Origin of the sequence: Exiguobacterium sp. H66, from assembly GCF_018618705.1 — a bacterium.
GTDB lineage: Bacteria > Bacillota > Bacilli > Exiguobacteriales > Exiguobacteriaceae > Exiguobacterium_A > Exiguobacterium_A oxidotolerans.
Genome location: NZ_JACSMQ010000002.1, coordinates 130851 through 156384, shown reverse-complemented (window position 1 = coordinate 156384; position 25534 = coordinate 130851). Strand labels below are relative to the sequence as shown.

Annotated in this window: 28 protein-coding genes and 1 pseudogene; 18 read left to right on the top strand and 11 right to left on the bottom strand. The window is 44.0% G+C overall.

Annotation, left to right across the window (positions count from 1 at the left end):
• Nucleotides 1-343: 343 nt before the first annotated feature.
• The gene (locus tag KNP88_RS04135) at nucleotides 344-970 is read left to right on the top strand and encodes a recombinase family protein (protein ID WP_058266027.1); all 627 of its coding nucleotides are present in this window, start codon (nucleotides 344-346) and stop codon (nucleotides 968-970) included.
• A 301-nt stretch (nucleotides 971-1271) separates the two neighbouring features.
• Here KNP88_RS04135 and KNP88_RS04130 read toward each other — a convergent pair whose 3' ends face one another.
• From KNP88_RS04130 to KNP88_RS04115, 4 genes are all read right to left on the bottom strand, one after another.
• Nucleotides 1272-1565, bottom strand: coding sequence for a type II toxin-antitoxin system RelE family toxin (locus KNP88_RS04130; protein WP_053451888.1), 294 nt, complete (start codon nucleotides 1563-1565; stop codon nucleotides 1272-1274).
• A 3-nt stretch (nucleotides 1566-1568) separates the two neighbouring features.
• Entirely contained in the window at nucleotides 1569-1889 is a 321-nt protein-coding gene (locus KNP88_RS04125) for a hypothetical protein (protein ID WP_214892383.1), read from the bottom strand.
• Between the two features lie 323 nt (nucleotides 1890-2212).
• Nucleotides 2213-2761: a hypothetical protein gene (locus KNP88_RS04120; protein WP_214892381.1), complete on the bottom strand. Its 549-nt coding sequence runs from the start codon at nucleotides 2759-2761 to the stop codon at nucleotides 2213-2215.
• Between the two features lie 678 nt (nucleotides 2762-3439).
• The gene (locus KNP88_RS04115) at nucleotides 3440-3892 is read right to left on the bottom strand and encodes a JAB domain-containing protein (RefSeq protein WP_353048770.1); all 453 of its coding nucleotides are present in this window, start codon (nucleotides 3890-3892) and stop codon (nucleotides 3440-3442) included.
• A 428-nt stretch (nucleotides 3893-4320) separates the two neighbouring features.
• On the opposite strand from KNP88_RS04115, the gene KNP88_RS04110 reads away from it, so the two are divergent.
• The 7 genes from KNP88_RS04110 (at nucleotide 4321) to KNP88_RS04080 (ending at nucleotide 10416) form a co-directional block, all read left to right on the top strand.
• Nucleotides 4321-5313 carry a DNA/RNA non-specific endonuclease gene (locus KNP88_RS04110; protein ID WP_214892379.1) on the top strand — a complete coding sequence of 331 codons (993 nt, stop codon included), beginning with the start codon at nucleotides 4321-4323 and terminating at the stop codon, nucleotides 5311-5313.
• A gap of 178 nt (nucleotides 5314-5491) precedes the next feature.
• Nucleotides 5492-5827, top strand: coding sequence for a YolD-like family protein (locus tag KNP88_RS04105; RefSeq protein ID WP_214892377.1), 336 nt, complete (start codon nucleotides 5492-5494; stop codon nucleotides 5825-5827).
• Nucleotides 5828-6046: 219 nt separating this feature from the next.
• Nucleotides 6047-6271, top strand: a complete 225-nt coding sequence (gene relB, locus KNP88_RS04100; protein ID WP_069940640.1) for a type II toxin-antitoxin system RelB family antitoxin — start codon at nucleotides 6047-6049, stop codon at nucleotides 6269-6271.
• On the top strand, nucleotides 6268-6537 hold the full coding sequence (locus KNP88_RS04095; RefSeq protein ID WP_058266059.1) for a type II toxin-antitoxin system RelE family toxin: 270 nt from the start codon (nucleotides 6268-6270) through the stop codon (nucleotides 6535-6537). Before relB ends, KNP88_RS04095 begins: the two co-directional genes overlap by 4 nt.
• Before the next feature lie 96 nt (nucleotides 6538-6633).
• Nucleotides 6634-7257: an HNH endonuclease family protein gene (locus tag KNP88_RS04090; RefSeq protein ID WP_251132675.1), complete on the top strand. Its 624-nt coding sequence runs from the start codon at nucleotides 6634-6636 to the stop codon at nucleotides 7255-7257.
• Nucleotides 7258-7755: 498 nt separating this feature from the next.
• On the top strand, nucleotides 7756-7965 hold the full coding sequence (locus KNP88_RS04085) for a hypothetical protein (protein WP_055966256.1): 210 nt from the start codon (nucleotides 7756-7758) through the stop codon (nucleotides 7963-7965).
• A 708-nt stretch (nucleotides 7966-8673) separates the two neighbouring features.
• Nucleotides 8674-10416 (top strand): methyl-accepting chemotaxis protein, encoded by a 1743-nt coding sequence (locus tag KNP88_RS04080; protein WP_055966258.1) that lies wholly within the window; start codon nucleotides 8674-8676, stop codon nucleotides 10414-10416.
• A gap of 999 nt (nucleotides 10417-11415) precedes the next feature.
• Here the strand turns inward: KNP88_RS04080 and KNP88_RS04075 are convergent.
• The 6 genes from KNP88_RS04075 to istA all read right to left on the bottom strand — a co-directional run bounded on the left by KNP88_RS04075 (nucleotide 11416) and on the right by istA (nucleotide 15142).
• Nucleotides 11416-11670 carry a glutaredoxin family protein gene (locus tag KNP88_RS04075; RefSeq protein ID WP_055966260.1) on the bottom strand — a complete coding sequence of 85 codons (255 nt, stop codon included), beginning with the start codon at nucleotides 11668-11670 and terminating at the stop codon, nucleotides 11416-11418.
• Nucleotides 11671-11691: 21 nt separating this feature from the next.
• Nucleotides 11692-11928: a helix-turn-helix domain-containing protein gene (locus tag KNP88_RS04070; protein WP_214892375.1), complete on the bottom strand. Its 237-nt coding sequence runs from the start codon at nucleotides 11926-11928 to the stop codon at nucleotides 11692-11694.
• A gap of 5 nt (nucleotides 11929-11933) precedes the next feature.
• Entirely contained in the window at nucleotides 11934-12098 is a 165-nt protein-coding gene (locus KNP88_RS04065) for a YvrJ family protein (RefSeq protein ID WP_214892373.1), read from the bottom strand.
• Nucleotides 12095-12715, bottom strand: a complete 621-nt coding sequence (locus KNP88_RS04060; protein WP_055966266.1) for a sigma-70 family RNA polymerase sigma factor — start codon at nucleotides 12713-12715, stop codon at nucleotides 12095-12097. The genes KNP88_RS04065 and KNP88_RS04060 overlap by 4 nt, the downstream gene beginning before the upstream one ends.
• 277 nt (nucleotides 12716-12992) lie before the next feature.
• Nucleotides 12993-13694 (bottom strand): IS21-like element helper ATPase IstB, encoded by a 702-nt coding sequence (gene istB, locus KNP88_RS04055; protein WP_214892828.1) that lies wholly within the window; start codon nucleotides 13692-13694, stop codon nucleotides 12993-12995.
• 11 nt (nucleotides 13695-13705) lie between these two features.
• Complete coding sequence (gene istA / locus KNP88_RS04050) at nucleotides 13706-15142, bottom strand: IS21 family transposase (protein WP_214892370.1); 1437 nt, start codon at nucleotides 15140-15142, stop codon at nucleotides 13706-13708.
• A 531-nt stretch (nucleotides 15143-15673) separates the two neighbouring features.
• Between istA and KNP88_RS04045 the strand changes: the two genes are divergently transcribed.
• Nucleotides 15674-17527, top strand: coding sequence for a hypothetical protein (locus tag KNP88_RS04045; RefSeq protein ID WP_214892368.1), 1854 nt, complete (start codon nucleotides 15674-15676; stop codon nucleotides 17525-17527).
• 121 nt (nucleotides 17528-17648) lie between these two features.
• On the opposite strand, the gene hisJ is transcribed toward KNP88_RS04045, so the two are convergent.
• Nucleotides 17649-18443 carry a histidinol-phosphatase HisJ gene (gene hisJ / locus KNP88_RS04040; RefSeq protein ID WP_214892366.1) on the bottom strand — a complete coding sequence of 265 codons (795 nt, stop codon included), beginning with the start codon at nucleotides 18441-18443 and terminating at the stop codon, nucleotides 17649-17651.
• 131 nt (nucleotides 18444-18574) lie between these two features.
• Here hisJ and KNP88_RS04035 point away from each other — a divergent pair, with 131 nt between their 5' ends.
• The 9 genes and pseudogenes from KNP88_RS04035 to hisIE all read left to right on the top strand — a co-directional run bounded on the left by KNP88_RS04035 (nucleotide 18575) and on the right by hisIE (nucleotide 25363).
• Nucleotides 18575-19396 (top strand): ATP phosphoribosyltransferase regulatory subunit, encoded by an 822-nt coding sequence (locus tag KNP88_RS04035; protein ID WP_214892364.1) that lies wholly within the window; start codon nucleotides 18575-18577, stop codon nucleotides 19394-19396.
• Nucleotides 19397-20005 (top strand): ATP phosphoribosyltransferase, encoded by a 609-nt coding sequence (gene hisG, locus KNP88_RS04030; RefSeq protein WP_029331313.1) that lies wholly within the window; start codon nucleotides 19397-19399, stop codon nucleotides 20003-20005.
• Nucleotides 20005-21222 carry a histidinol dehydrogenase gene (gene hisD / locus KNP88_RS04025; protein WP_214810578.1) on the top strand — a complete coding sequence of 406 codons (1218 nt, stop codon included), beginning with the start codon at nucleotides 20005-20007 and terminating at the stop codon, nucleotides 21220-21222. The genes hisG and hisD overlap by 1 nt, the downstream gene beginning before the upstream one ends.
• On the top strand, nucleotides 21222-22193 hold the full coding sequence (locus KNP88_RS04020) for a pyridoxal phosphate-dependent aminotransferase (protein ID WP_214892362.1): 972 nt from the start codon (nucleotides 21222-21224) through the stop codon (nucleotides 22191-22193). Before hisD ends, KNP88_RS04020 begins: the two co-directional genes overlap by 1 nt.
• The gene (gene hisB, locus KNP88_RS04015; protein WP_088837717.1) at nucleotides 22166-22747 is read left to right on the top strand and encodes an imidazoleglycerol-phosphate dehydratase HisB; all 582 of its coding nucleotides are present in this window, start codon (nucleotides 22166-22168) and stop codon (nucleotides 22745-22747) included. The genes KNP88_RS04020 and hisB overlap by 28 nt, the downstream gene beginning before the upstream one ends.
• Entirely contained in the window at nucleotides 22744-23331 is a 588-nt protein-coding gene (hisH, locus tag KNP88_RS04010) for an imidazole glycerol phosphate synthase subunit HisH (protein ID WP_029331309.1), read from the top strand. Before hisB ends, hisH begins: the two co-directional genes overlap by 4 nt.
• Nucleotides 23304-24008 carry a 1-(5-phosphoribosyl)-5-[(5-phosphoribosylamino)methylideneamino]imidazole-4-carboxamide isomerase gene (gene hisA, locus KNP88_RS04005; protein WP_029331308.1) on the top strand — a complete coding sequence of 235 codons (705 nt, stop codon included), beginning with the start codon at nucleotides 23304-23306 and terminating at the stop codon, nucleotides 24006-24008. The genes hisH and hisA overlap by 28 nt, the downstream gene beginning before the upstream one ends.
• Nucleotides 24002-24751: an imidazole glycerol phosphate synthase subunit HisF gene (gene hisF, locus KNP88_RS04000; RefSeq protein ID WP_029331307.1), complete on the top strand. Its 750-nt coding sequence runs from the start codon at nucleotides 24002-24004 to the stop codon at nucleotides 24749-24751. The genes hisA and hisF overlap by 7 nt, the downstream gene beginning before the upstream one ends.
• A pseudogene (hisIE, locus tag KNP88_RS15865) lies at nucleotides 24748-25363 on the top strand (bifunctional phosphoribosyl-AMP cyclohydrolase/phosphoribosyl-ATP diphosphatase HisIE). Before hisF ends, hisIE begins: the two are co-directional and overlap by 4 nt.
• The last annotated feature ends 171 nt before the right edge of the window (nucleotides 25364-25534 follow it).

The window sequence follows — 25534 nt, the reverse complement described above, 5'->3', positions numbered from 1 at the left end:
ATTTTGCTAACGTTCCTTCTATCCTTTAGTCGTCTATTCCCTGGAAACGTCATTATATGCAAAGCAGTTGAAGGAACAACGCAAAAAGCATTTCGCAAAATGGCGATGAACTAATAGACGGGCAGTGAAAATATGTTAAATACAGTTTCTTATATTAAGTGAGCTCTTTAAAAAGCGTTCGTAAAAGTACACATTTACGAACATATATAAATCATCACCTTCCATATCAAAATAACGTCCGAAAAAGTATTAAATTACTTTACGGACGTTCGGGTTTTTACACACACTTTTACGAACTGATTTCAAGTATAATGAGTGAAGAAAATCATTTTTGAGGTGAATTATGGAAAATCGTAAATTTGGATACATACGGGTCAGCAGTAAAGATCAAAATGAAGGTCGACAACTAGAGGCCATGAAAAACGTCGGCATCAACGAGCGCGACATTTATCTCGATAAACAAAGTGGAAAGAATTTCGAGCGCGCAAATTATCAGTTACTCAAACGGATTATCCGAAAAGGTGATGTGTTGTGCATTCATTCACTCGATCGATTCGGTCGCAATAAAGAAGAGATCCTACAAGAGTGGAACGATCTAACCAAAAATATCGAAGCTGACATCATTGTATTAGATATGCCATTACTCGATACTACCCAATATAAAGACAGCATGGGGACATTCATTGCAGATCTAGTATTGCAGATCCTTTCTTGGATGGCTGAGGAAGAAAGGCAACGGATTCGGAAACGGCAACGGGAAGGCATCGACTTAGCCCTACAAAATGGTGTTCAATTCGGGAGACCAAAAGTTTTAATCTCAGACGAATTCAGGGAAGTCTATCAAAGATGGAAACGTAAAGAAATAACGGCAGTCAAAGCGATGCAAGAAGCCGGAGTCAAAAAAACAAGCTTCTATAAATTAGTAACCGCTCTTGAAAAAGAAGAAAAAGATGCTGTACACATTGAGTGATGATTTCTTGAAGATCCTCTTGGGCTGAGACCAGGAGGATTTTTTTAATTTCATACACTCATTGATCCTATATTAAACGACCGTTATGTATACAAAAATGATTATTCTTTCACAATAAATGAATCGAATGGATCGATTTCAATATCAAAGTCTATAAACGCATCTTTTTATCAATGTATTTTTAAATAGTCCTTTTATGAATAAAAAAGATAAATAACTTCGGTCATACTTTTCAAAAAGTGCGACAAAAAGGATCAACGTATAGATACCATCGAGTATCTGAACGTTGATCCTTTTTCAATTATCCATCTAATCGTTGTTCAGCCATTTTATAAATTTCATCTTTATCCCGTTTACCGATCGCTACAATTTGAATGATCTGGAGTTTACCCTCTACTTCTCTAAAAACAACGCGTAATCCCATTTTTCTATTTTTCAACTTATTGCAATGCGACAAATTTCCACTGAGTGGCTGTCCTGCCGCCATTCCTATAGAAATGATACGGTTCAATGCTTTGTCTACGAATATCTTTTGACTACCATCAAGGTTATCGTAATCTTCTTTCGAATACTGCGTCCACTCAAGTTGATACAATGATCACTCCCACCCATCCATTTCATCAATAGTCGTAGGGTGAGTTACCTGTTCTCCACGGACTTCTGAATCAGTATAAGTGCGGACATTTTTATTAGATAGTCGCATCTCAACAGTCAAATAATCTAATCGACTGTACAATTCTTCAATTTCTTTATTGAGTGATTCGTATTGCTGTTGCGTCAACATGACGCCTGCAACTTTTTCACGGTTAAAAACATATACGCCGGCCGCTTCACGATCTGCTTTTTGGAAAGCTTCCATAGGAGACCGTTTCACGTCAGATATAGAAGTGGTTGGAATATCAAGTATTCGCATTCCCATCATTATGCCCTCCTCTTATTTTTCTTTAGTATACACCTTTTAAAAGACTTTTAAAAGACTTTTAAAAGACTTTTAAAAGTCTTTTAAACATTCCTTTTGATTCTTGTACTATCTATGGTTAACCCCTATTTTTGCAATAAAACCCCAAAAAACAATAGGGTTCTCATTTACTGAGTTCCCTATTGCTTGTTAGACGCTATTTTATTTATATACAGCAATCTGAATTACGTTGAATATACGTTTACAATACAAACACCAGTTGACTATTTCTACAATAAATTCAATTGCTATTTTCGAGTATTCGTTAATTCGTAATCAAAAGATTATTCAATGATCTTTAATTTTACATCTGCTTGTGTCTCTAATATATCTCCATCCTCACCAAAGAATGTATAAGAGTTTACTCCATCCACACCAAGAATCGTGTTTACTTTCAAGTCTCCATCTATAGAATTGACAGTAAAATTCGATCCTTCCCCAATGCTTTCAACACGATATCGATTAACTGGTACATCATCACCGATAATGTATTGACCAGGACTCAATGTAATAGGTTCACTTTTTGCGTAGATTATTTTTGTAGTCAAGCTATCAAGTAAGTCTTCTTTCTCACTAATTTTTTCTTTAAGTGATTTATTTTTGTTTTTTGTTTTCTCGTAATCCGCTTTAATAGCATCGCGTTGTTTGACCAAATCTAATATGTCTTTATTCTCTTCTTTAAGTGCGCTATTTTTCTCACGCAACTCATCACTATAGAGAGCCCCGTCCTCGATTTCAGTCTGTGCACTATACGTTCCAAAGAGTGATCCGATAAAAAAAATAAAGACAACAATGATCGGAAGTATGACATATTTCTTAAATTTTTGTTCCACTTGCTAATCTCCCATCCTAACTAATTGGTGTAAAAAAGGGATTCTATTTAAAAATCCAAATTCTAGACTGAATAATTTAACAATACTTTTTTAGAATAGTCAATATCTATAATTTAAATACAATTTAAGTTATTAGATCCTTTTAAATATATATAAATTAGATGATTCATCTTAATGATGCTATCTAACGCTCCGTGCCCTCCGTCGTAAGGAACAGGAACGTAGAGATGCCTCGCGCAAGCGAATCGCAGCTCTCGTTATCGGTCCGGCAGGAGGGCAGCGGTGCGATGAGGATGTTGCAGCGTGCAGCCTACAGCCTCACGCATGAGCCCGAAAATTCTTCTTCTGTTGTACATCCAGTAGAAAGAGCATCACTACCTATCTACAGGAGGATCGATTCACTTCACTCAGCTATCTCTCCTCGAACCTTCATGCACTCCACTACTTGTCTCATTCCTGTATCCTCCATCACACCCTTTTACATAGAAAAGACCAAATGTACTTTCTCACCCGCAGTGGATCCGGCCACTGCGAGTCTTTCAATGCCCTTGGATTCGGGACGAATCCATTCCCTACTCGCTTGCGCTCTCTCAAAAGAAAAACGACGCCGTTTTTCGTCCATGCTCTGGCGCGCGGACAGGACGGAGGTATCCCGTCCGTCTACGCTCTATCGTCTCTTTACAGCACACCTTGTGCTTTCAAGCTGACGTATTCGTCTCCGGCACCGACGATGATGTGGTCAAGCAGCTGAATACCGACGATGCGTTTGACCTCGACGAGCCGTTCCGTCACCTCGATGTCTTCCCGTGATGGATGCGGGTCACCGCTCGGATGCTGGTAGCTGACGATGAGTGACGTCGCATTGTTGAGGATGGCGGACTTAAAAATTTCGCGAGGGTGGACGACGCTTGAGTTGATGCTACCAACGTGTGCCCGATGGACGGCAATGACGCGGTTCTTCGTATTGAGTAGGATGACGAGGAACACCTCACGGTCATCGTCCTGGATGAAGCGTCTCGCGACACAGAACGCGTCCTCTGGGGACGTGATGTGTGTCGTCTCGAGCGCGACGTCCGGTTCACGGACCTCTTGGCGGATACGGGTGATTTCAACGAGTGTAGTCAGTTTCATGGAAAAGCTCCTTTCGCGAGTGGGATGCAGTCCGACACGGTGCCGTCCTGTTGACGGGAACGTAGCGAGCGTCGCGAGACGGCGCAAGGGTGACCGCAGGGAAAGATCAAAAAAAGCGGACAGCGCACCGGGACGAAGGCTTCCGAAGCCCGCGAGCGAAAAGCTTTGCTTTGAGCCAAAACGCGGAGGAAGACAAGGAACGGCAGCGGCTTTTTTTGATGACCCTTGCGCCGACGAGGAGCGAGCTAGAGTACGGAAACAGGACGGCTTGCGGTCTCTTTCCATCAGACAGAGCGGGATCGCTCTGTTCCATGCCTTTGAAAGAATCATTTTATCGCCTTACTAATACCGAATAAGACAGCAAGAACGGTGAAGTAGCGTTATAATGAAGGACGCAATGACAGACTGAACAGTAAAGGAGTACACTCATGAAGATTTCTTACATAGCGATTCCCCTTGCCGTCTTATTGATGGCAGGATGTACAGATACGGAGACAACCTCAACTCCACCCGATCAAACAGAGCAAGTGACGCAACAGGACGACACGACTACACAAAAGACCGATGCGAAGAAGGACTCTAATCAACATCCAGAAAAAGAGGCTGATACGAGTACAACCAAGCAACCAAAGGAGACGAATCCATCGGCAGAATCAAATACGACGACTCCGCAGGATTCTTTCACAGGATATAAAAAGATTACGGTCGATGGCGGAGACCTGTCCGGTAGTCGGCAGGCGAACGTCGTCGTCGACATCGGATTCGGTGACCGGAAGTACTGGGCGTTCACGAATGAGCACGGTCAGCTGGTCCGCGTCATCGCGAAGAAGATCGTGCTTCAGAATGATGCGACGGAAGACGTCACGCATGACGGACGCTACTACTCTGATGAGGCGAAAGTGCCAGGCGTCGAACGCGCGGATCTCGATGAAGGACATATCATCGCCGACTCGCTCGGTGGCGTCTCAAACGCCTACAACATCACTCCGCAGGACAGCACCTTGAACCGTCATGGTGATCAGGCGTACATGGAGTACGTCATCCGCAAGGCAGGTGGCGCGACGGACTTCGAAGCTCAGATTACCTATCCGGATACGTCGACGATGATTCCATCCGCGTATCAGTATACCTATACGGTCCGTGGAAACACTGTCGTCGACCGGTTCAAGAACGACAATCCGGACGAGACGAATGCGGCACTCGGTTTAACTAAGAAAAAGGAGACAAAACAAGAAACGACAGCGAAGTCGACTCCCGATACTGCAGCGACCGAGGATGTCTCGAGCGTCGATACCGACGGCAATGGTCAAGTGACGATCCAGGAAGCGAAGGACGCAGGCTTTGCGATGCCAATCACGGAGAAGCACTGGTTGTACCAATATATGCGGGACAATGACCATGACGGCATGGTCGGAGAATGAATTCTCCACCCAATCGAATAGGCGAAACATATTAGGGCAGTGACGAGATACTCGTCGCGCCTTTTTTCGTTCCCAAAAACGGAGGCATTGATGAGACGTCGAAAAAGCGGATTGAAAACAGGAGAAACGAGGAACATAATAAGAACAAATGTTCTTATTATGAAAAGGAGTGGTTTTAATGAGTTATGAAGACCGAGGCAATAAGAAGTGGATCCCGTTCCTCATGCCCGAACACAAAGGATTGCTGAAACGCTATTACCAAGAGGTCCATCATCTCAAGTTCGAGGATACGGAGGGACCGATCGACGGGACGATCGAGAACGCGTTGAACGACGCCATCTTCAGCGGTGACATCGTCACGGTGACGGCGATGAACGGTCCGTTGACGCATCGTTTCGATGCCTTCGTCGAGAAGCTCGACTATGTGCAGGAGGAGGTCTACCTAGTCAAACGAAATCTCGACGTCGAGATTGTTCCTTTCAAGCAAATATTGAGCGTCACTCTATCGGGCTGAAAAAATCATGGTCATCGATTGCCTAAACATAGTCAAAATAAGATAGAATGACTATGTTTAGAACAATTTGAACATGATTCAATCTACTCAATCGTACTCATTCAAGATATTCAGTAGCCGGGTTTCATCTCGCAGAGAATGTTCATTCTGAATCATCATCAATTCTATGTACTAAAAGCTCAATTTGTATTACAATGTATTACAAAGGAGCTGATAATCATGAGTACCATTTCCGTACGTCTGGATGATCAGGATACACGACTCATCAAGGAATATGCGAAAGCAAAGAACATCACGATTTCTACACTCGTTCGCGATGCTGTCCTCGACCGCATCGAAGACGAAATCGATTTACAACTCTATCATGATTCGATGGCAGCACACCGTAAAAAATCAGAAGCGATCTCTTTCGGCGATATGATGAAGGAACTTGATTTAGAATGACAGCATATACGGTGGAGTTTGAGCGCGGAGCCCAAAAGTCTCTCAAGAAGATGGATCCCCAACAAGCGCGGATTATCATGTCCTGGATCAAGAAGAATCTGGTCGGGACGGATGATCCGCGTCGTCATGGTAGAGGGCTCGTCTCGAACAGATCGGGTGAATGGCGTTATCGCATTGGCGACTATCGTCTGATTGCTGACATTCAAGATGAAAAAGTCGTGATTTTGATTCTCGAGATCGGGCATCGTCGTGATATCTATAAATAAGACAGGTAAAACTCACATCTGAGGAAATATGTGAGTTTTCTTTTTTGTTTGACAAATCGTCAAGTACAAAAACATGGGAATACGAAGGGTATCGTCTTGACCGACGATATGTACAATATCTTACAATCTGTTCAAATGGAGAACTTCTCACTCGAAGTGGAGGCCAGATGGCGCCTAGTTGAGACAGCTTGGGGTCTGAACATCGCCCCTTCCCTACTAAACGTGAAACACGATGCCATCAAAGAACAATTCTTCATCCAAGAGACGGATCGAAATCGACGAATCGACATCACTTCTTCCAGAGACGCCCTGAATGGTTACCAAAAAGGCAAATGTTTTTACTGTTTCCGTGACATCAGCATTCAATCAGGCGACCTGAACTTAGCTGATGTCGATCATTTCATTCCTCATATCTTAGGCACCGAGTTCGAGCAGGATTTGAATGGCGTCTGGAACTTAGTATTGGCATGCCAAAGTTGTAATCGAGGATCGAATGGTAAGTTCGCACGTATTCCATCACTGGAATATTTGGAGCGCCTTCATCGAAGAAACGAATTTTTCATCGAGAGTCATCATCCCTTGCGCGAGACTCTGCTCAATCAGACTGGTGTCTCTACTGATGCACGTATCAAGTATCTACAACTAATGTATAACTTGAGTATTTCTTTGACGGGTGGATTTCGTTGGAAACCTACTATCGAATTCGCCGCTTCTTTTTGAGCAAGCCGATGATAATTCTCGGTCCAACTTTAGTACGTGCATTCTATATATATATAAATAAGATGTATCTCTGACTGACGGATATAATCTGATACGAGTTACACCAACGATAATTGCTTTTCCAGTAGATCAATATCAAAGACGCTTTCCATATATCACACGCGTTGGTTCATATCCAACGTGATGATATGTCGATTCGACATTTTCAGAAGATATCTCGTCCACGACCGATGCATCAAGATCCATGGAGTCGATCTCTTTCCGTACCTGATTCATCATTTGATTATATTTGATTTGATTCCGTTCTTGCTCTCCGAAGGCATGGACCTAGTCTCTTTGATCCCAAAGATAGAATTGGCCGAGCAGTAACGAAGTAGCACATAACATTTTTCCCGATAAATACTTCTTTGAATTTTATTATGTATACAAGATATAATAGCTTTAGTTTCATAAATATCAGTTTAGAAGACTATAAAATTTTTAAGGGGGAGATGAAACATGATGAAAAATCTCGTCGCGATTGCATTCGTAAGCATTTTAGCCGGGTGCGGAAGTCAACATAATACTCAGGAAATGATCAAGTGGGGCGAATATAACAAATCAAACGTCGAAAGACTGAAAGAAAATGATATTGAGGTACAAGTTAAAAACGATATCATGTACATACCGAAATCAGATCAAAAGAAAGCTGTTAAATGCTGTACATAATGTTCCATTGATCATCATGTCCATCGTCCTAATCGGATTGATGGACATTTTTTGTTCTTTCCTGTTCCAAATCTCTTTGTCCCTTGTACCTCTCTCACCGGTATTCTATTCAAGAATTTGCTCATCGACTACTACTTATAGTACAGAGAGTTAGGAAAACCATTTGCGATTGATCCATGTTTTCAGCGTCATGTCGTCTCTCATTCATCAAAATAATAGATCTTGTTCTTTAGATAATTCGAATTCGACAGACGCTTAGATACCTGAACTGAAAAATGATATTTTTTTCTTCGTAATTCAATCTTATTATTTTGCATTACGATCTCTTTTAATGATACTCAAACGGATTTCGACGTCGAAACGTATACAATCCTAATCTCTGGATATAAGCATGATGTATGCCGACTGGAAGTATGATATTGCATCCTTATATACTTTAATCCTGCTGCAGCTCCTCAAGTCCAAAGCATTCCGGTCCCCGCTTATGCCAGAAAGACATGGTCCTATCAAACGTCACATAGAGGACATAAAACGACTTACTGAGATGTCGAGTGTTGTCAGATGAACGTTTACCAATTACAGATTGTATATACAGAAGACTTTACATTTATTTACTTTCTGAAAATTTTTACTTCTGATCAAAACCTAAACAAATGGCAGCAGGTACCGATACTACTAGCTGTATGAAAAAAACTCAGGAGGATTCTTATGCACAGCAAACGTAAGCATTCATTAAGGAACAGACTCTCCCTCATCATCGGTATCATTCTACTTCTATTTTTCTTGTTCAGTAACATTGCACTCTACCTCAACACTACTCAAACTGCCCTCTCCACACTCAAAAAGACAGCCACCCTGGATGCACAACGCATCGCTGGCCAGATTGATCCTACAGCATATGAGCGTTTTCTCGCTCGACCTGAAAAAGGGAAGGACTACGACGTGCTTCGTTCTCAACTAGACAAACTCCGCCAGCAAAACGGTCTTCTCTACACATACACAGCACTCGTAGAGGACGGTCAGGTCAAGCTCATGGTCGACGGGAATTCTTCCGAGAGCGCGAGCAACATTGGTGAGGTGGCGACCGGTGCCTCCCTCAAAGATGTGAAGGATGTTTTATCCGGGAAGACACATGCGACCGACATCATCGAAGATAAGAAATATGGAAAATACATCAGCATCTTCGTCCCAATCAAGGCTACTAACGGTGACGTCATCGGTATTCTCGGCAGCGACATCTCGGCGGACGAAGTACATGCGTTAACGATGGCACTCGCCAAACAAAACTTCCCACTCTTCTTCCTAGGTCTTGTCATCTTCTTCGGGATCACGCTCATCTTCCTACGCTTCATCCTTATGCGTAAGCTCGACCCGATCCGTACGCTGCAGGAGGTCGCTCAATTCATCACGGAAGGTGACCTGGAAAGTGCCGCTCATCGCCTACGCGACCTGAAGGCGGGGGCGAACGACGAGATCCATGCCCTCGCCGTATCGATGAAAGACATGAATGACATGCTGAGTACGATGATCGGCGAGATCAAGGAGACCTCTACGTTGATCACCCGTACCAGCGAGACCATCGACTCGAGCTCCCAGGAGGTCCTCGATGGATCACGTCAGATCGCGCACACGATGACGGAAATCGCCGTCGGTACTGAGAGCCAGACCCACGTCACCCACTCCCTCAACGAGGAGATGAACGCGTTCGCCGACCTGATCCGGAGCACGGACGAGGTCAGTCATGACATCAACACGGCGACGGTTGAGATGGACGAGCTGACGCGAGAGGGCCGTTCCCACATGCATCGGTCCGTCGAGCGGATGAACGTCATCCATCAGCATGTCCAAGATTCGACGCATCAGGTACAGGAATTGAATCGACAATCCGAAGAGATCCAAGGTCTCATCTCCATCATCCGTGATATCTCCGAGCAGACGAACCTGCTCGCCCTGAACGCCGCGATCGAAGCAGCACGCGCGGGTGAACAAGGGAAAGGATTCGCCGTGGTCGCCTCGGAGGTAAAGAACCTCTCCATGCACGTCGCGGATAACGTCAGTCAAATCTCATCGATCGTTAACAACGTTCTCGTCAGTACGCGTTCAATGGAAAGAAGCTTCACTGAAACAGTCAATGAGACAGAAGCGGGTAAAAAATCCATCCTCGAAACAGATCAGTCCTTCAGTCGATTGACGGAACACGTCGAGGTCGTCTCTCAGTCCACGAAACACATGGCACTTCAAATGCAGAACGTGCTGCAATCCGAGAACCGCATCCGTCACGCGTTAGGTGAGATTGCATCGGTCGCTGAGGAACATACTGCCGGAAACGAAGAAGTCGCTGCTGCATCGGAACAGATGATTGGTACGATTACATCCTTACATGATTTAGTTATCACGCTGAACAAAACGACTGATATTTTGGAAAAAGGAACCAATCGATTTAAGATTTAATTTTTATTAACTTCTATATAAAAAGCATCCCTTTCGTAGAATTTGAAATGAATCCTGAATGGTGGACACTTAATAAAAGACCCCATTCGGGTTTTTTGTGTTTAAAGGTATCTATATACTGTGCCTATTCAATTTAGATGCGAGAACTATTCATGAGCAAACGCGACTTTAATCCAGATCAAACCAGACAACTTGAAATGGATCTTCACATAGCCTCTGTATTAGATCGTACAATTCAATATAAAGGAGAATTTAGCTGTTAAGCGACCGATACAAACCTTTGAGGAAAGCGGCTTTGGGCTGGACATGATTGGTAAGCAAACGAAGAACTAAGCGTTAAAACGGTGGTGGAAGATATATCGCATTTATGGAGTGAGCGACGTGGAATGATGGCACATCATGTATCTACAAGCTTCCATACGGAACCCGCCCTTCATACAACGAATAAATTCGCAGAACGACTCCAAGCGAATGTTCGCTAGAAGCCATGATACCCTCCAATCAAGGATTCCATTATACGCATTCTGCTTATCAAACACGTATAAGTTAAGATGGGAATGCTTCAATCCATATCCCGTAGAGAAAAACTGCCTGGATAATGCCCAGATGAAGTCGTTCTTTGGGCACTTGAAAGATTATGTCGATTATTAATTAGTATCTGACCTCGATGAGGTTTGTGCCATGGTCGATGCTTACATTGATTATTACAATACAATGGAAACTACAAAAGATGACTCCGGTACAATACCGAAGCCATCTCATATCAGCTTGAAACGTTAAGGGTGCTTTTATTGAACTTACATTTTTTTCTTGAGAACGACTTATTTGAAGCTCATTTTTATAGGAACTCTAAACATGAATTATAAAATTAAAATGATTTCTATACAAAATCAGAATCATTTTATAAAATCATAATCAACGAGCACACATCAATTTCATATAGTACCTAAAGTTCAATCTGAAACTCCTTCATGATTTTTCTTACACGAAGTATGAAAATTAATTATTATCGCTCAGCTGTAATTGCTTTTCGATTTCTAATAAATTAAATCCATGAATTTTTACTTTCTCACCATTGTCTTTTTCAACAATCGTTAATGGAGTACCTATTCCATCCTCTGATTTAAATGCATCAAACTTTTCTTTACTCTCATAAATGTTGACATTAGTGTAATTTAATCCTTTCTCTAACATAAATTCCTTTTGCAATTTACAAAACGTACAATTTTCAGATGTATATACTGTAATTTTCATTTTTATTTTTCTCCTTTTTAATTAAACTACTTTTTTTTTTGATTTATTATAAATCTCCCAAAATCCTGGAGTTGAATTTACATCGTACTGTTTAATCGAGGTTATTAATTTATACTTCAGTTCTTGTGAGAGATCATCTTTATTCTGATTTGTCGTGAGTGACAAAGATTTTTTTATTTTGGGTTCAAACATAGTAATGATTTTTTCAAGAGCAAGATCATCATTTTTTGATTTCGATACTAATTCGTATAGATCCATTTTAATCAATCCTTTTTATGCGTCTGTATTACGCTTGATAGTTGACTAATTACGACTTCAAGATTTTCAATTTTCTTTTCAAATCTCATGAATATATACATAGTAATCACTATAGGAAATCCAAAATTTCCAAGTATTGAAATCCATTGTGGTAACTCAATTACCGTCATTCAAGTGTTCTCCTTTCAACTAAATTTAAATGAGAATGTATGTTTTCTAGCGCTTTTTTTCTAGTTTTTGATACAGTCTGCTGAGACTTGTTGAGCTTTTTAGCGATTTCAGTATCTGATAGTCCATCAATGTAGGATAAACTAATGATTTTTTTTTGAGTTTCTGTTAGTAGAAGAATTGCCTGTAGTAATTTCTCGTCTCCGACATATTTTTCTAAATTCTCATCATTTATTATTTGTTCAATATTGATATGGGCCTTATCATCAACTATTAAATCTTTAATTGATAATTGATCATCTTCTTTTAAATTAGAATCAGCGATCAACGGAAATCTACTATTTACAAGTCTTATTTTCTTATCAAAATTAATTGCACTAAAGTATATAGTCTGAGATATAAATGAGATAAATCGAACGTTAAAATAAAATTTTTTGAACGATTCATCAATTTTATTTTTATTATTCTCATTTGGATTCTCAATAACATTTAGTAAAAGCTCTTGATTTTCGATGTTATTTAAAAAATTTTTAATAATTTTGTTATTTAAAAACTCTTGATTAGCATCAAAAAATTCAACTATTTTCTCATCTAAACTGTTTAATCTATCTTTATCCATAGTTTCCCCCAAAGAAATAAAAACGTATGTTCTTATATTAACGAAAAAAAATTATTCTTTACAGTAGTTGCTAATTTTTTCAGATAAGTTACTTGAATCTTTTATGAGCTCAATGATGAAACTTCTTTCGGTCTCGCTTAAATTTTCACTTAAGCATTTTGAGAAAAAAGCTTGTGTTTTTCGACTTTCACAAAAGCATTTTAAAATCAATTTGTATTTTGCAATAGGTTTGTGCAGTGAATTGCAGAAAAAAGTACAGAACTTTGCCAGTACATATTTAATTTCTTGATAATGCATGTGTGACACGATAACTGTCGCCCGTGAAGGTCAGAATGTGCGCATGATGAATCACACGATCGACGAGTGCTGACGTCAATCTTGGATCTGCGAAAACACGATTCCATTGACTGAATTCTAGATTCGATGTGATGATGACACTTTTCTTTTCGTACCAGTCTGTAATGAGATGGAACAGGAGTTCTGCGGACTCTTTGGATAATGGAAGATAGCCCATTTCATCCAAGACGATAAGATCCGCAGAATCGAGGCGTGTATGGAAGCTACTCAGCTTCCCATCACGCCATGCTTTGGTGAGTTGCTCTACGAGCTCCGAAACACGAAAGAAACGTACTTCTTTTCCTTTACGACAAGCTTCCCGTCCTAAACCAATCGCAAGATGTGTCTTACCAGTGCCGGGGGCACCCGTGAGCACTACGTTTTGCTGATGATCGATGAAAGAGAGCGACATCAATTCTTCTTTCTTAAGATGACGAGGGAAGTAGATGTTGTCATGCCAGCGATAGTCCTCAAGTGATTTATTATTGATGAATTTTGCTTTTTTTATGAGCCTCTCTGCCTTCGCTTCTTCACGAAGTCTCATCTCCATTTCAAAAAGTGTCAGGAGAAACATCTCGGACGATTCCATCGGAATCGCTTCGTAAATTTCAGCGACGTAAGCGAGCCGAAGGGATTTGCACATCTCTTTTAGATTCACGACTGCACCTCACTCTGCCATGGTCGATTCAAACTGTCATACTTGCTCCAGTCGACATCGTAGGGATGCTCTTCGATGTCAGAATAGGCATCGCTTTGGCTCAGTAGCTCATACAATCGTTCATCGATTTCAGTGATTGAATGCAGGACTAATCTAGAACGTAGCCATCCCAGTCTTTCTCTACGTATCATCAGATTTTGGATGTTCAGATACTCCCGAATTCGTCCAGGGAGGTACTCCGCGTGACGTGAATGACCATAACTACGTGGCTTTTTGTACCATTCGTTGAGAATACTTTCCCAAGGTAACGCCCGTTTCGTCATCATATAAGGTCGTTTTTCTTCGTACAGGATTTCTCCATGACGAGAAATGATTTTCATATCGTCCCATTTTAGGATTGCTCTCACTTGTCCATGTCGGGAACCTGATGGAACGAGAATCTTCGTTTGATCGATGGTCACTTCTCCATATTTGTTCACCTTCAAGAGTTCCTCTCTAAACACCGGAAAGTCTTCTTCCGGCAGTCGAAGGAGATGCTTCTGCTCTTCCACAACGAGATCTTTGATCCGTACTTTTTTTTCGTAATGGATACGTTCCATGTCATCCCTGAGGGATGATGCGAGGCGCCGGTTCAATGACTCGAAGTCATTCATGATGGGCGAAGGAACTAGGAAGTTGTAACGGACATATCCGACCTTGTTTTCGACGCTTCCTTTCTCATTCCCACTGTACGGATTACAGCTTTGAACCTGGAAACCATAGTGCGCCACGAATTGTTGGAAGGCATCCGTATAAATGGCTTCTTCCTTTGTTGTCCGTACTTTAGCGACGGCTGCCGGGAGATTGTCGATCCGTAATTGTTGCGGCACGCCTCCGATTTCTTCGAACAGTCTCTTCAATCCGGTCAGGAAACATTCCTGGTTCTCTGCTGGTAATGCAACCGCAGCTGTTCGATTGCTATATGGCATGGATAGGATCAAGCAATGCACATCGACCGCATGACTGTCCTTTACGACTTCCATGACACCAAAATCTACTTGTGCTTCTCCGGGAGGGTGGGCCAATCGTTCGAATCGACTATCGTTTTCTACATCGCGACCTAGTCGCCATTCTTTTATGAATTGACAGACGGTCCGGTAGGACCCTTCAAATCCATATGTACATAAGGTCTCATATAGTTTTTTATTGGTTCGCCGTTGTTTCTTTTTCATCATCGCATCTTCCTGTAGCCAGTCCTCAATCATTTCGCCCCAACGGGTGCCATACATCATGCCTCGCTTGGAAGAAGGACTTTCTTTTGGTAGAAAAGACTCATCGGCATATTTTTTAGCAGTTCGCCAGTTCAGGTTAAGATCTTTCGCAATCTTATTGATGGAATAGGATTTATGGTTCCTTAAAAATTTGATACAATTGATTTCGGACATTGTTAGCATTCCTTTCATCTCCTTAACGTTCTTGTTTCGCAACTTAAACGTTAGGATGAATTTGTGGGTGCTGGCAAGTCCTTTTCTTTTTCGAAAAAGGAGTGCAGAACTGTGTACGTTTCCGTCGCACAAGTCTGCACTCCTATTCTGCATTACACAGGAGGTTAACAATAGACTTTATAATTAAATTGAAATCTAAATAACATATTAGAACGGAAAAATAAAATACAGATGTACATATTTTTCTACAGAACAATAATGAATACAAATGTCAAAAATTCAGAGATTAAGAAGTTTAATACGACTTTTCATAAGGCCTTGTATAAAACTAGTAGTTCATTAAAATCTGACTGTTCAAGTACTACATCAAATTTTAAGGAGGCTATTATGATAACGGTCGACAAAATCAAAAGCACGTATAAGTTTTTGGGAGTACTCATTTCTAAAGTTAAATAAAAGATATTGATCTATTAATAAACTATTAATAATAAATTAATTAAAGTGTTTATTTATAATTTTAAAAGGAGACTTAATAAAATCATGAATCATAATGATAAATTGATAAAGGCTGTCGTATATGGAATAACTCCATATTTATCTTTTTTTATATTTTGGGTCATTTACTCTGCATTCGTGTTACATTCAGATTTTTATAATGTCCACTCCGATAATTTTGTAGAGAAATTTTTAACACCGTCTTTATTTATTTCTTTCATTATGTTAATAATCTTTTACTTTAAAATAAGCTTATTATTTTCACGTCTAGATAATATTCTTTATGTTCCAAACAGCACGCATTATACAGTTTCCGGAGAAAAATATATAAAATCTAATTTTTCTTTAATAGTATGGATTCTTATATTTAGCATAATTCTCTTCTTAATAATATTTAGTAACACTGCTTTGAATATCATCTTTCAAGTATCTATTATCATTACTTGTACGTTTTTATCTGTAGTTCTATTAAGATTAACTTTAAAAAAAATAAGCATTTGGCTAGCCTCAATAGTTTGTAGCATACCTTTAGCTTTTATTTTAGTTTTTAGTTATCTAAATAGTAGCTTTAAGGATCAGTTAGTCAACTGGACAGTGGTAGTGTTTTTAGCGGCTTTAATAATATCGATTATAATAAGTTTAGTGAAGTTACCTGAAATCGCAAAGAAGTTTATGGATTTTGTAATTTATACCTTATTTTCTGAATTTTATGTAGCAGACCAATCAAAAAAGTATAATCAAAATATTGAAATTCTCTCTTATCTTTTTGAAAATTTGACAAAAAAGAAAAAAGAATCTTTGAAAGAATTAAACGAATCTTTAAAAAAATTCAAAAAATTATTAAAATTGCTAAAAAGATATAAAACAGAATTATTTTTGAAATATTATGATGATAAAAGTCGAAAAGAATCTACATTTTTGGACTTGAGCTCCGCTCAAGAATTTAATATTTTTATTAATAGATTAAAAGAAAATATTAATAAAGATTTTGAATCACTGATTTTAGAATTAGAAAACGAATATTTATTAAATGAATCTAGTTATAAATATCGGATAATGAAATCAAGAACAAACAGTATAAAGCTAAGGAATAATTGCAATTTAGCATTAAGTTTGTTTTTTTTATTAATAACAATTTTATTTATGGTGCTAATTAATTATTATATCTTTAAATATAAAATGTTGATTTTTTTAATTCTCATAACTCCAATTTTTCTTCGTTTAGTATTAAGGGGCTTTGAAATTGGTAGATCATTTTACATGGACTTAACTACCTCCAAATATCCAGAGAGTTTTTTAACAGGAACTGATCGGATTACTCTAGCCATAAAAAGTATTTTGGAGATTGTATTCCTCTCTTCTAGTATTTATTTATTGTGTAGTTTATTCGAATGTGGCTGGAGTCTTAAATTTGATGAGATTGCAAAAATAATATTACATGCATTTTCTGTATCTATGTTTAATATTTCTTATTCAGATGAAGATGGGATCTTGCTTATTTATCAACTTACTCATGTGATACAAGTGGTTATAAGTTTGATATTAATAACGATTGGTATATCAGGGTACATGACTCGAATAAAGTATCCTGTTTATTTTGAAAATGTTTTAGAAAATGATATTTACAAAATTGTTCAACATACTTTATTTATTAATAACACAAAAAAAGCGAAACAATCTGAGGATAATCTTTACGATATTGTAAGCAAAACGATAATTGATAGAGATATTAGTAATGGTGAATACAAAGAAAAAAAAGATTTTATCATTGACGAGATAGAGAAAAGATATGAATCTGGAAATATTAACGACGAAGAGTATTATCATTTTATAAATTTGATTTTTAATAAATATGCAGTAGGGGAACGCATCCATATAGATAAAAATCGTGAAAATTAAGCTTAATAACCTATGAAAATTGAATTGTTTTTTTAGTGAAATCGTTGACTCTATTTTTTTCTATATATATTTAAAATTATGAAAAACCGGAAGCTTAAATGCATCCGGTTTTTTGCATTTGTTACCATTTAAAATCAAAATCAGCCCCGACATCTTTCGCGAGGTGGGCATCCGATCCATAAACGAGTGGAATCGATAAAGACTGCGTGACTTGCAGGAGTTCCGGGTAAGGATAGGAAAGACCACATAACGGCTTACGGAGTCCTGCTGTGTTGACGTCGAGCGTGAAGTCCGCCTGACGGATTTTTCGTAACGTATCGTCAAGGTTCGCCGGGTTTGACTCAAGCGGATAGGCTTGGATGAACTTCGTCGGCAACGTCAGGTGACCGAGACGCTTCGGTTGGTGTTTTCCTAAGTCCGTCATGACGAGTGCCTGGATGCCTTCGTAGTAGCGCTCGTGGGCGGCCGTGACGCTGCCGAGTGTCGTGACGATCTCACCAAAACTTTCTTTACTGAAGTCGACCATGTAATAACGGTCCTCGATCCAGAGGTAATGCAGCGACAGGATGCCGTCCGTCAGCTCGGGACCGTAGCGGGCGAGGATGTCACGCGTCCCGTCGACGTCGTTCTCCCAGTAATCAAACTCCATCCCGATCCGGATCTCGATATCGTTTTTATATGTCTCGCGTAACGTCTTCAGTTCTTCGATGTAGCGTTCTGCCGTCGCAAACGACATCCCGGAGTCGTTATCGGGTGCCGGATCGGTGAGTCCTTCCGGCAGCGGGGCGTGCTCGGTGAAGCTGATTCGTTCGAGACCTTGTAACAGGGCGCGTTCGATATACGCTTCGAGCGGATCCTTCGTTCCGTGCGGACAATATGGACTGTGGACGTGACCGTCCCATTTCATTAAATGCATGACAAAACCTCCGATATGTTTTTTTAGGTAGTAAAACAGGCAAAAGGATTGACAAGCGGACCGCAAAAAAGGTATCTTATCGTTAAATAATTTAGCGTGGTACAGTGATAATAAGATAAAGGAGTGGCGACATGCAATCATTTTCTACGATTCGACTCAAGGACGGGGCGACAGACTATGTCGGACCGTCAGCAGAACGTCTGCAACGGGTCATCCGTCAGCTTGAGGATGGACTCGAACAATCTAACTATACCCGATTAATCACACCTTTAATTGAAGAAATTGGTGGACGGGAACAAATTCGGATGGACTTTACGACAAGTGTCGCCCGCGCCCTCAGTGAGCGTGGCCGTGAACAATATAAACGTGTCTTTTACAGTGGTTCGGTCTTTCAGCCGGAAGAGAAGTTCCAAGTCGGGTTTGAGGAACGTGGCGAGATCGCAGCCGTCGAAGCGATTCAGCTGGCCGTCCGTCTGATTGAAAAGTTGACGGGCAAAGCAGTCACGTTATCGATCGGCGACGCCGGACTGATTGAACATTTGATTGAGACACGGGTCGGTGACCACCACTTGCGCGACCAGGTGACGCAGATGTTGCGGTTGCGGAACGTGATTGAACTGAAACAAATCGCCCGCGAACTCGATGATGAATTGCTGGCAAAACTCCCGCTGTTATTCGGACGTGAAGGCGCAGAAAAAATCTTACCGTTCGTCGATGAAACGCGGTTGAACGCCGTCCTTGATTTAGCGGACGCCGTCAATGCCGATCTCGACTTCGGACAGATGGGCTTACAGACGTATTATGACGGTGTGACGATCCACGGCTTCATCGATGGTGTGACGGAGCCGGTCTTAGTCGGCGGTCGTTACGACCGGTTATATGAACAGTTTGGTCAACAACAACAGGCGTTCGGCATCGGATTTTCGGTCGAACGGCTTGCGGAGGTGCTGTAAATGCGAATCGGAATCACGAAGGGGCGCCTGTCGAAAGCGACCGAGCGTTACTTAAAAGAAGCGGGCGTCGAGACATGGGGCGCGATTGAACGTGAATTGATCGTCAAACGGGGCGAGCATGAATTCGTCTTCATGAAAGGATCGGACTTAATCCCGTACGTCGCCCAGGGCGTCCTTGACGTCGCAATCACCGGCAGCGACATCTTACTCGAGTCGGATCAGGAGTTATCGGAACTGACGGAGTTACCGTTCGGCGTCTGCCGGATGTCGGTCTGTGCGAAAGAGCCGCTCCAGTTCGAAGGCGGCCGCCGGGTCCGGATTGCAACGAAGTATCCGGTCATCGCAAAACGCTACTTCAGTGAACTCGGCGTCGACGTCGATATCGTCCCGTTGAACGGATCGGTCGAACTGGCACCGCTCCTCGGACTCGCCGATGCAATCGTCGATATCGTCGAGACGGGCGAGACGTTACGGGCGAACGGACTGAACGAATACGAAAAAATCATCGACATCAGTGCCCGGTTCTTTACGAGTGAATGGACACTGAAACGCAAGCGGGTCGAAGTGATTCAACTACTGGAACAGCTGACAGAAGGAGTGACACGGTAATGGCAACGACAAAAAACTTCAGCGTCGACCGTGAGACGGAACAAGCCGTCCGGGCGATCCTTGAAACGGTCGCAACTGATGGCGACGCAGCAGTCCGCCGCTATACGGCACAGTTCGACAACATCGAGCTGACAGATTTGCGATTAGACGAAACACGGATTCAACAAGCATTCGAGCAGGCGGACACGAATTTAATCGACTCGCTCAAATTGATGGCGACACGCCTTGTCGAGTGGCACGAACAAGAGTTACCGTCCGACATCGAACTCGTCGAAGCGGATATCACGCGGCGCCAACGGTTCCTTCCCGTCGATTCGGTCGGGATTTACGTCCCGGGTGGCGCGGCAAGTTATCCGTCGACCGTCCTGATGAACGCGATTCCGGCAAAAGTTGCCGGTGTTGAACGGATCGTCATGGTGACACCCGTGACAGGACTGACGGATGAAGTCTTGGTCGCGGCTCAAATCGCCGGTGTGACGGAAATCTATACGATCGGTGGCGCCCAAGCCGTCGCCGCATTGACATTCGGAACGGAAACGATTGGTGCCGTCGACTTGATTGTCGGACCGGGGAACCGGTTTGTCGCGGAAGCGAAACGCCAAGTCTACGGGATCGTCGGGATTGATTCCGTTGCCGGACCGTCGGAAGTCGTCGTCATCGCGGATGAGACGGCGCACCCGGACCGGATTGCCGCTGATTTACTTGCCCAGGCGGAACACGACCGGGACGCGGTCGCGATCGCCTTCGTCCCGACAGAAGCGATGAAAGCAGATGTCGATGCCAACATCGAAACACGCCTGCAACAATTACCGCGTCAAGAAATTGCTCGCCGGGCGATGGAAAACGGCGGTGTCTTCGTCGCCTCGCTCGAGCAAGCGATCGAGGAAGCGAACCGGCTGGCAGCCGAACACTTGGAACTCGCCGTCGCCAATCCGCAGGACGTCGTCAAATCGATTCGTCACGCCGGGATGATTTTCCTCGGTCACGAAACGCCGGAGACGCTCGGGGATTATGTCGCCGGAACGAACCACGTCTTACCGACGTCAGGGACGGCACGCTTTGCGTCCGGCTTATCGGCCCGGACCTTCCTGCGTCACCAGACGATGCTCGAAGCGACACGAGAAGGTGTCCAGCGTCTTGCCAATGCCGCGAAGACCGTTGCCCGGGTCGAAGGACTCGAAGCACACGCACAAGCGATAGAAGTGAGGGAAAACTGATGCGACTCCACCAAAATGAACGCTTTACTGCCCATAGTACAGTCGGAATCGAGACGATTAAACAACTCGTCGAGACGTTTCCGTTAAATGAATATCCGGTCGAAATCATCGACCAAGTCAAAACGTCTTACAGCACCTATGCCGGTGTCCGTCCGACACAACTCGTGGCCGGAAACGGCTCCGATGAACTGATTGGCTACATCTGTGCCCGTTACGGTGGACCGGACGCACCGGTCATCGCCTCGCAACCGGACTTCGTCATGTATCAGTTTTATGCCGACCGCGCGCGGGCCGATTTCAGTAAAGTACCGCTCCTCGACGGGATGGCACTCGACGTCGACAGCTTGATTGCTGCACCGGGGAACATCATCTTCATCAGTCACCCGCACAATCCGTCGGGAATCTTACGAAAAGAAGCCGACGTGCGCCGGTTACTCGACAGCGGCAAATACGTTGTCATCGATGAAGCGTATATCGACTTCGCCCTCGAGCAGTCGATGGTCGGCTTACTCGAGGAGTATCCGAACGCCATCATTCTCCGGACATTATCGAAAGCGTTCGGACTTGCGTCCCTGCGCCTTGGCTTCCTGATCGCCAGTGAAGCGATTGTTGCGGAAGTCGAACAAATCAAGTCGCCGTACAATGTATCGGGTCTTTCGGCAGCGGTCGGAATCGCCATCATGGCCGAACCGGAACTTGATCTTGTCTTAGAGGAAACGTATGCGAGCCGGGACACGATTGCCCGTCTCGTCGAGCCGCTCGGAACAACCTATCCGAGTGCCGCGAATTTCGTTTATGTCGAATATGATGAAGCGGAACGTTTTACTGAACGGTGCGCCAAAGCCGGACTGCGGATCCGCTTGTTTGACGGAGCGTTCCGGATCAGTTGTGGTTCGGTTGAATCAATGAACGTACTAGAAAGATGTGTAGAGGAGGAAATGCAATGCGTCGTGGGACAAGCGAACGAGTAAGTTCAGAATCAGAAATCAAGGTCGCGGTCGACCTCGCGGGAGGCCCGGTCGAGATTAAAACAGGCGTCGGCTTCTTTGATCACATGTTGACGTTATTCGCCTTTCAAGCGCGGATTGGACTCGTCATCGAAGCGAAGGGCGATCTTTGGATTGATGCCCACCATACGGTCGAAGATACAGCGATCGTCCTCGGGGCTGCCTTGACGGAAGCACTCGGTGACAAGGCCGGGATTGAACGCTACGGTGAATCCCGTGTACCGATGGATGAGACACTCGCGTCCGTCGTTCTCGACTTCAGTGGACGTCCCTATACGGTCTTCCGCGCTGAATTCAAAAATCCGAAGCTCGGGGATTTCGATACGGAGCTCGCGGAAGAATTTTTCCAAGGCTTGTCGCGGAGTGCGCGGATGACGATTCATGCCGAGGTCCTCTACGGCTCGAACACGCACCACATGATTGAAGGTTTGTTCAAAGCACTCGGACGGGCAGTTCGCCAAGCGATCGCCGTGACGAGTGAAGGCGTGCCCTCGACGAAAGGACTGATTGATCAATGATCGCAATCGTAGATTATGGCGTCGGGAATATCGCGAACATCGAACGGGCGTTAAAAGAACTCGGTGAAGCGGTCATCGTCACGAGTGACATCGAACTGCTCGGACAGGCGGAAGCACTCGTCTTGCCCGGCGTCGGTGCCTATGCCCCGGCGATGGCCCGGTTAAAAGAGACCGGCTTGATTGACTTCTTGCAGGACCAAGCGACGAAAAAACCGTTCCTCGGGATTTGTCTCGGGATGCAGTTATTGTTTGAATCGAGTGACGAAAACGGTCAGACACAGGGACTGGGCATTTTACCGGGAACGATCGAGAAGTTACCGGAAACGGTCCGTTTACCACATATGGGCTGGCACGAACTGACGAATCACGGCGAAGCTGTCTATTTCGTCCACTCGTACGGTGCCGTCTGCGAACCGGACTGGATTATCGATTCCGTCGAATACGGTCGACTCGTCCCGGCAATCGTCCAAAAGGACTTAGTGACGGGGATGCAATTCCACCCGGAGAAGAGTGGCGAAGTCGGACTGAAATTACTTAAAGAATGGAGAGAGACGACATGCAACTCTACCCAGCAATCGATTTAATGAGCGGACAAGCCGTCCGGCTCAAGCAAGGTGATTTTCAACAACAAACTTTTTTCGGGGATGCGCTGACAATCGCGAAACGGTTTAAGGACGACGGTGCGACAGCGATTCACCTGATTGACTTAGATGGCGCGAAAGCGGGCGAACCCTTGCACTTGAGCCTGATCGCCGATATCAAAAAAGAGACAGGGCTGTTCGTTGAAGCAGGCGGCGGTGTCCGCAACATCGAGACGGTCGAAGCCTACGTCGGTGCCGGTATCGATCGAATTTTGATTGGGACGGTCGCCCTCGAGGACGAAGCCTTGCTCGAACAGATGATTGAGAAAGCCGGGGACAAGTTAGCAGTTGCCCTGGATGCGAAAAACGGTATCGTCCAGACACGCGGCTGGCTCGAAGCAAGTGATTGGACGCTCGAACGGGCAATCGAACACTTGATTCAAAAAGGCATCAAGACGTTTTTATATACCGACATCTCGCGCGACGGGATGATGCAGGGACCGGACGTCGACGGACTCGACCGCTTGAAACGGGACGGCGTTGAACTGATTGCTTCCGGTGGCGTGACGACGGTCGAAGATGTCGCCCGCTTAAAAGAAATCGGGATGGACGGTGCCGTCATCGGCCGTGCCTTACTCGACGGGTCACTCTCGTTGAAAGAGGTGCTGACCGTATGTTGATGAAGCGAATCATTCCCTGCCTCGACGTCAAGGAAGGGCGTGTCGTCAAAGGTGTCAAGTTCCAAAACTTACGTGACCTCGGCGATCCCGTCGCCGTCGCGAAGTACTACTATGAACAAGGGGCGGACGAACTCGTCTTGCTTGATATCTCGGCGACACAAGAAGGACGGGAGACGATGCTCGATATCGTCGAGCGGGTCGCTGAAGTCATCTACATGCCGTTTACGGTCGGCGGCGGGATCAAGACGCTTGAGGACGCGAAACGCCTGATCCGCGCCGGTGCCGATAAGGTCTCTCTCAATTCGTCCGCTCTGCAGAATCCGCAGCTTGTCCATGACGTCAGTCAGTTGTTTGGTGTCCAGGCGACGGTCGTCGCGATTGATGCCAAACGGACGGGCGACTCGTGGGGGGTCTTCTCACACGGCGGGACACAGGCTGTCGGTCGGGACGTCATCGAGTGGGCGCAGGAAGTCGTTGCGCTCGGCGCCGGCGAGTTACTCGTCACGTCGATGGACGCGGACGGGACGAAGGACGGCTATGACCTGGAACTGATTCAACGGTTACGCGACGTCGTTAACGTGCCGATTATTGCGTCCGGCGGTGTCGGGACACTTGAGCATTTAGCCGAAGGTCTCGAAGCAGGTGCCGACGCTGCACTTGCCGCTTCAATTTTCCACGAAGCGACGTATTCGATGCCTGAGACGAAGGACTACTTGAAGGCGAGAGGAGTCGACGTCCGATGATTGAACTGAATTTTTCAAAAGGACTCGTTGCGGCGGTGATTCTAGACGAAACGACGAACGATGTCCTGATGGTCGGGTTCATGGATCAGGCCGCTTACGACAAAACGCTTGCGACCGGACTCGTCACGTTTTTCTCACGGACGAAGAACCGGCTCTGGACGAAGGGGGAGACGAGCGGACATACGCTCGAGCTCCGTCGCATGTGGATTGACTGTGACCAGGACAGTCTGTTGATTACGGTCAAAGCGAATGGTCCGACGTGCCACACCGGCAACCGGACATGTTTCTATACTGAAGTGGAGGTGCCCCATGCTACATGAATTGGAACAGACAGTAAAAGAAAAGATCGCGGCGAATGAGGACTCTTCGTACACGAACTATCTCGTCCAAGCGGGACGCGAGAAAATCGCGAAGAAGTTCGGGGAAGAAGCATTCGAGGTCGTCCTCGCAGGCGACGACACATTAGCAGAAGAAACGGCAGACCTGTTGTACCACTTGACGGTCTTGCTTGCTGACCGAGGTGTCTCGTATAAAGAAGTCGAAGCGGTGCTGAACGAACGGCACGGTACGAAATCGACGTTCAAAGATCGTCCGGATATCGAACGGTGGTAAATCCGAAATCCACATTCCTTTGCGGGAAGTGGATTTTTTTGATGAAAAATCGGGAATAGGTTACAGTGCCCAGGACGTCATCAAATTGACAGAATGTTTTAATAGGCAGTCTTGCTGTTCGGGCGTATAATCAAGGGCATAGTCTGTCTTGTTTAGAAAGTAGGTGTTTGT

Bases quoted from the DNA above. Each gene is read 5' to 3' on its own strand.
- KNP88_RS04135 (WP_058266027.1), top strand. From the start codon at position 344: ATGGAAAATCGTAAATTTGGATACATACGGGTCAGCAGTAAAGATCAA.
- KNP88_RS04125 (WP_214892383.1), bottom strand. From the start codon at position 1,889: ATGGGAATGCGAATACTTGATATTCCAACCACTTCTATATCTGACGTG.
- KNP88_RS04115 (WP_353048770.1), bottom strand. From the start codon at position 3,892: ATGAAACTGACTACACTCGTTGAAATCACCCGTATCCGCCAAGAGGTC.
- KNP88_RS04110 (WP_214892379.1), top strand. From the start codon at position 4,321: ATGAAGATTTCTTACATAGCGATTCCCCTTGCCGTCTTATTGATGGCA.
- KNP88_RS04105 (WP_214892377.1), top strand. From the start codon at position 5,492: ATGAGTTATGAAGACCGAGGCAATAAGAAGTGGATCCCGTTCCTCATG.
- relB (WP_069940640.1), top strand. From the start codon at position 6,047: ATGAGTACCATTTCCGTACGTCTGGATGATCAGGATACACGACTCATC.
- KNP88_RS04095 (WP_058266059.1), top strand. From the start codon at position 6,268: ATGACAGCATATACGGTGGAGTTTGAGCGCGGAGCCCAAAAGTCTCTC.
- KNP88_RS04085 (WP_055966256.1), top strand. From the start codon at position 7,756: ATGATGAAAAATCTCGTCGCGATTGCATTCGTAAGCATTTTAGCCGGG.
- KNP88_RS04080 (WP_055966258.1), top strand. From the start codon at position 8,674: ATGCACAGCAAACGTAAGCATTCATTAAGGAACAGACTCTCCCTCATC.
- KNP88_RS04075 (WP_055966260.1), bottom strand. From the start codon at position 11,670: ATGAAAATTACAGTATATACATCTGAAAATTGTACGTTTTGTAAATTG.
- KNP88_RS04070 (WP_214892375.1), bottom strand. From the start codon at position 11,928: ATGGATCTATACGAATTAGTATCGAAATCAAAAAATGATGATCTTGCT.
- KNP88_RS04065 (WP_214892373.1), bottom strand. From the start codon at position 12,098: ATGACGGTAATTGAGTTACCACAATGGATTTCAATACTTGGAAATTTT.
- KNP88_RS04060 (WP_055966266.1), bottom strand. From the start codon at position 12,715: ATGGATAAAGATAGATTAAACAGTTTAGATGAGAAAATAGTTGAATTT.
- istB (WP_214892828.1), bottom strand. From the start codon at position 13,694: ATGTGCAAATCCCTTCGGCTCGCTTACGTCGCTGAAATTTACGAAGCG.
- istA (WP_214892370.1), bottom strand. From the start codon at position 15,142: ATGCTAACAATGTCCGAAATCAATTGTATCAAATTTTTAAGGAACCAT.
- KNP88_RS04045 (WP_214892368.1), top strand. From the start codon at position 15,674: ATGAATCATAATGATAAATTGATAAAGGCTGTCGTATATGGAATAACT.
- hisJ (WP_214892366.1), bottom strand. From the start codon at position 18,443: ATGCATTTAATGAAATGGGACGGTCACGTCCACAGTCCATATTGTCCG.
- KNP88_RS04035 (WP_214892364.1), top strand. From the start codon at position 18,575: ATGCAATCATTTTCTACGATTCGACTCAAGGACGGGGCGACAGACTAT.
- hisG (WP_029331313.1), top strand. From the start codon at position 19,397: ATGCGAATCGGAATCACGAAGGGGCGCCTGTCGAAAGCGACCGAGCGT.
- hisD (WP_214810578.1), top strand. From the start codon at position 20,005: ATGGCAACGACAAAAAACTTCAGCGTCGACCGTGAGACGGAACAAGCC.
- KNP88_RS04020 (WP_214892362.1), top strand. From the start codon at position 21,222: ATGCGACTCCACCAAAATGAACGCTTTACTGCCCATAGTACAGTCGGA.
- hisB (WP_088837717.1), top strand. From the start codon at position 22,166: ATGCGTCGTGGGACAAGCGAACGAGTAAGTTCAGAATCAGAAATCAAG.
- hisH (WP_029331309.1), top strand. From the start codon at position 22,744: ATGATCGCAATCGTAGATTATGGCGTCGGGAATATCGCGAACATCGAA.
- hisA (WP_029331308.1), top strand. From the start codon at position 23,304: ATGCAACTCTACCCAGCAATCGATTTAATGAGCGGACAAGCCGTCCGG.
- hisF (WP_029331307.1), top strand. From the start codon at position 24,002: ATGTTGATGAAGCGAATCATTCCCTGCCTCGACGTCAAGGAAGGGCGT.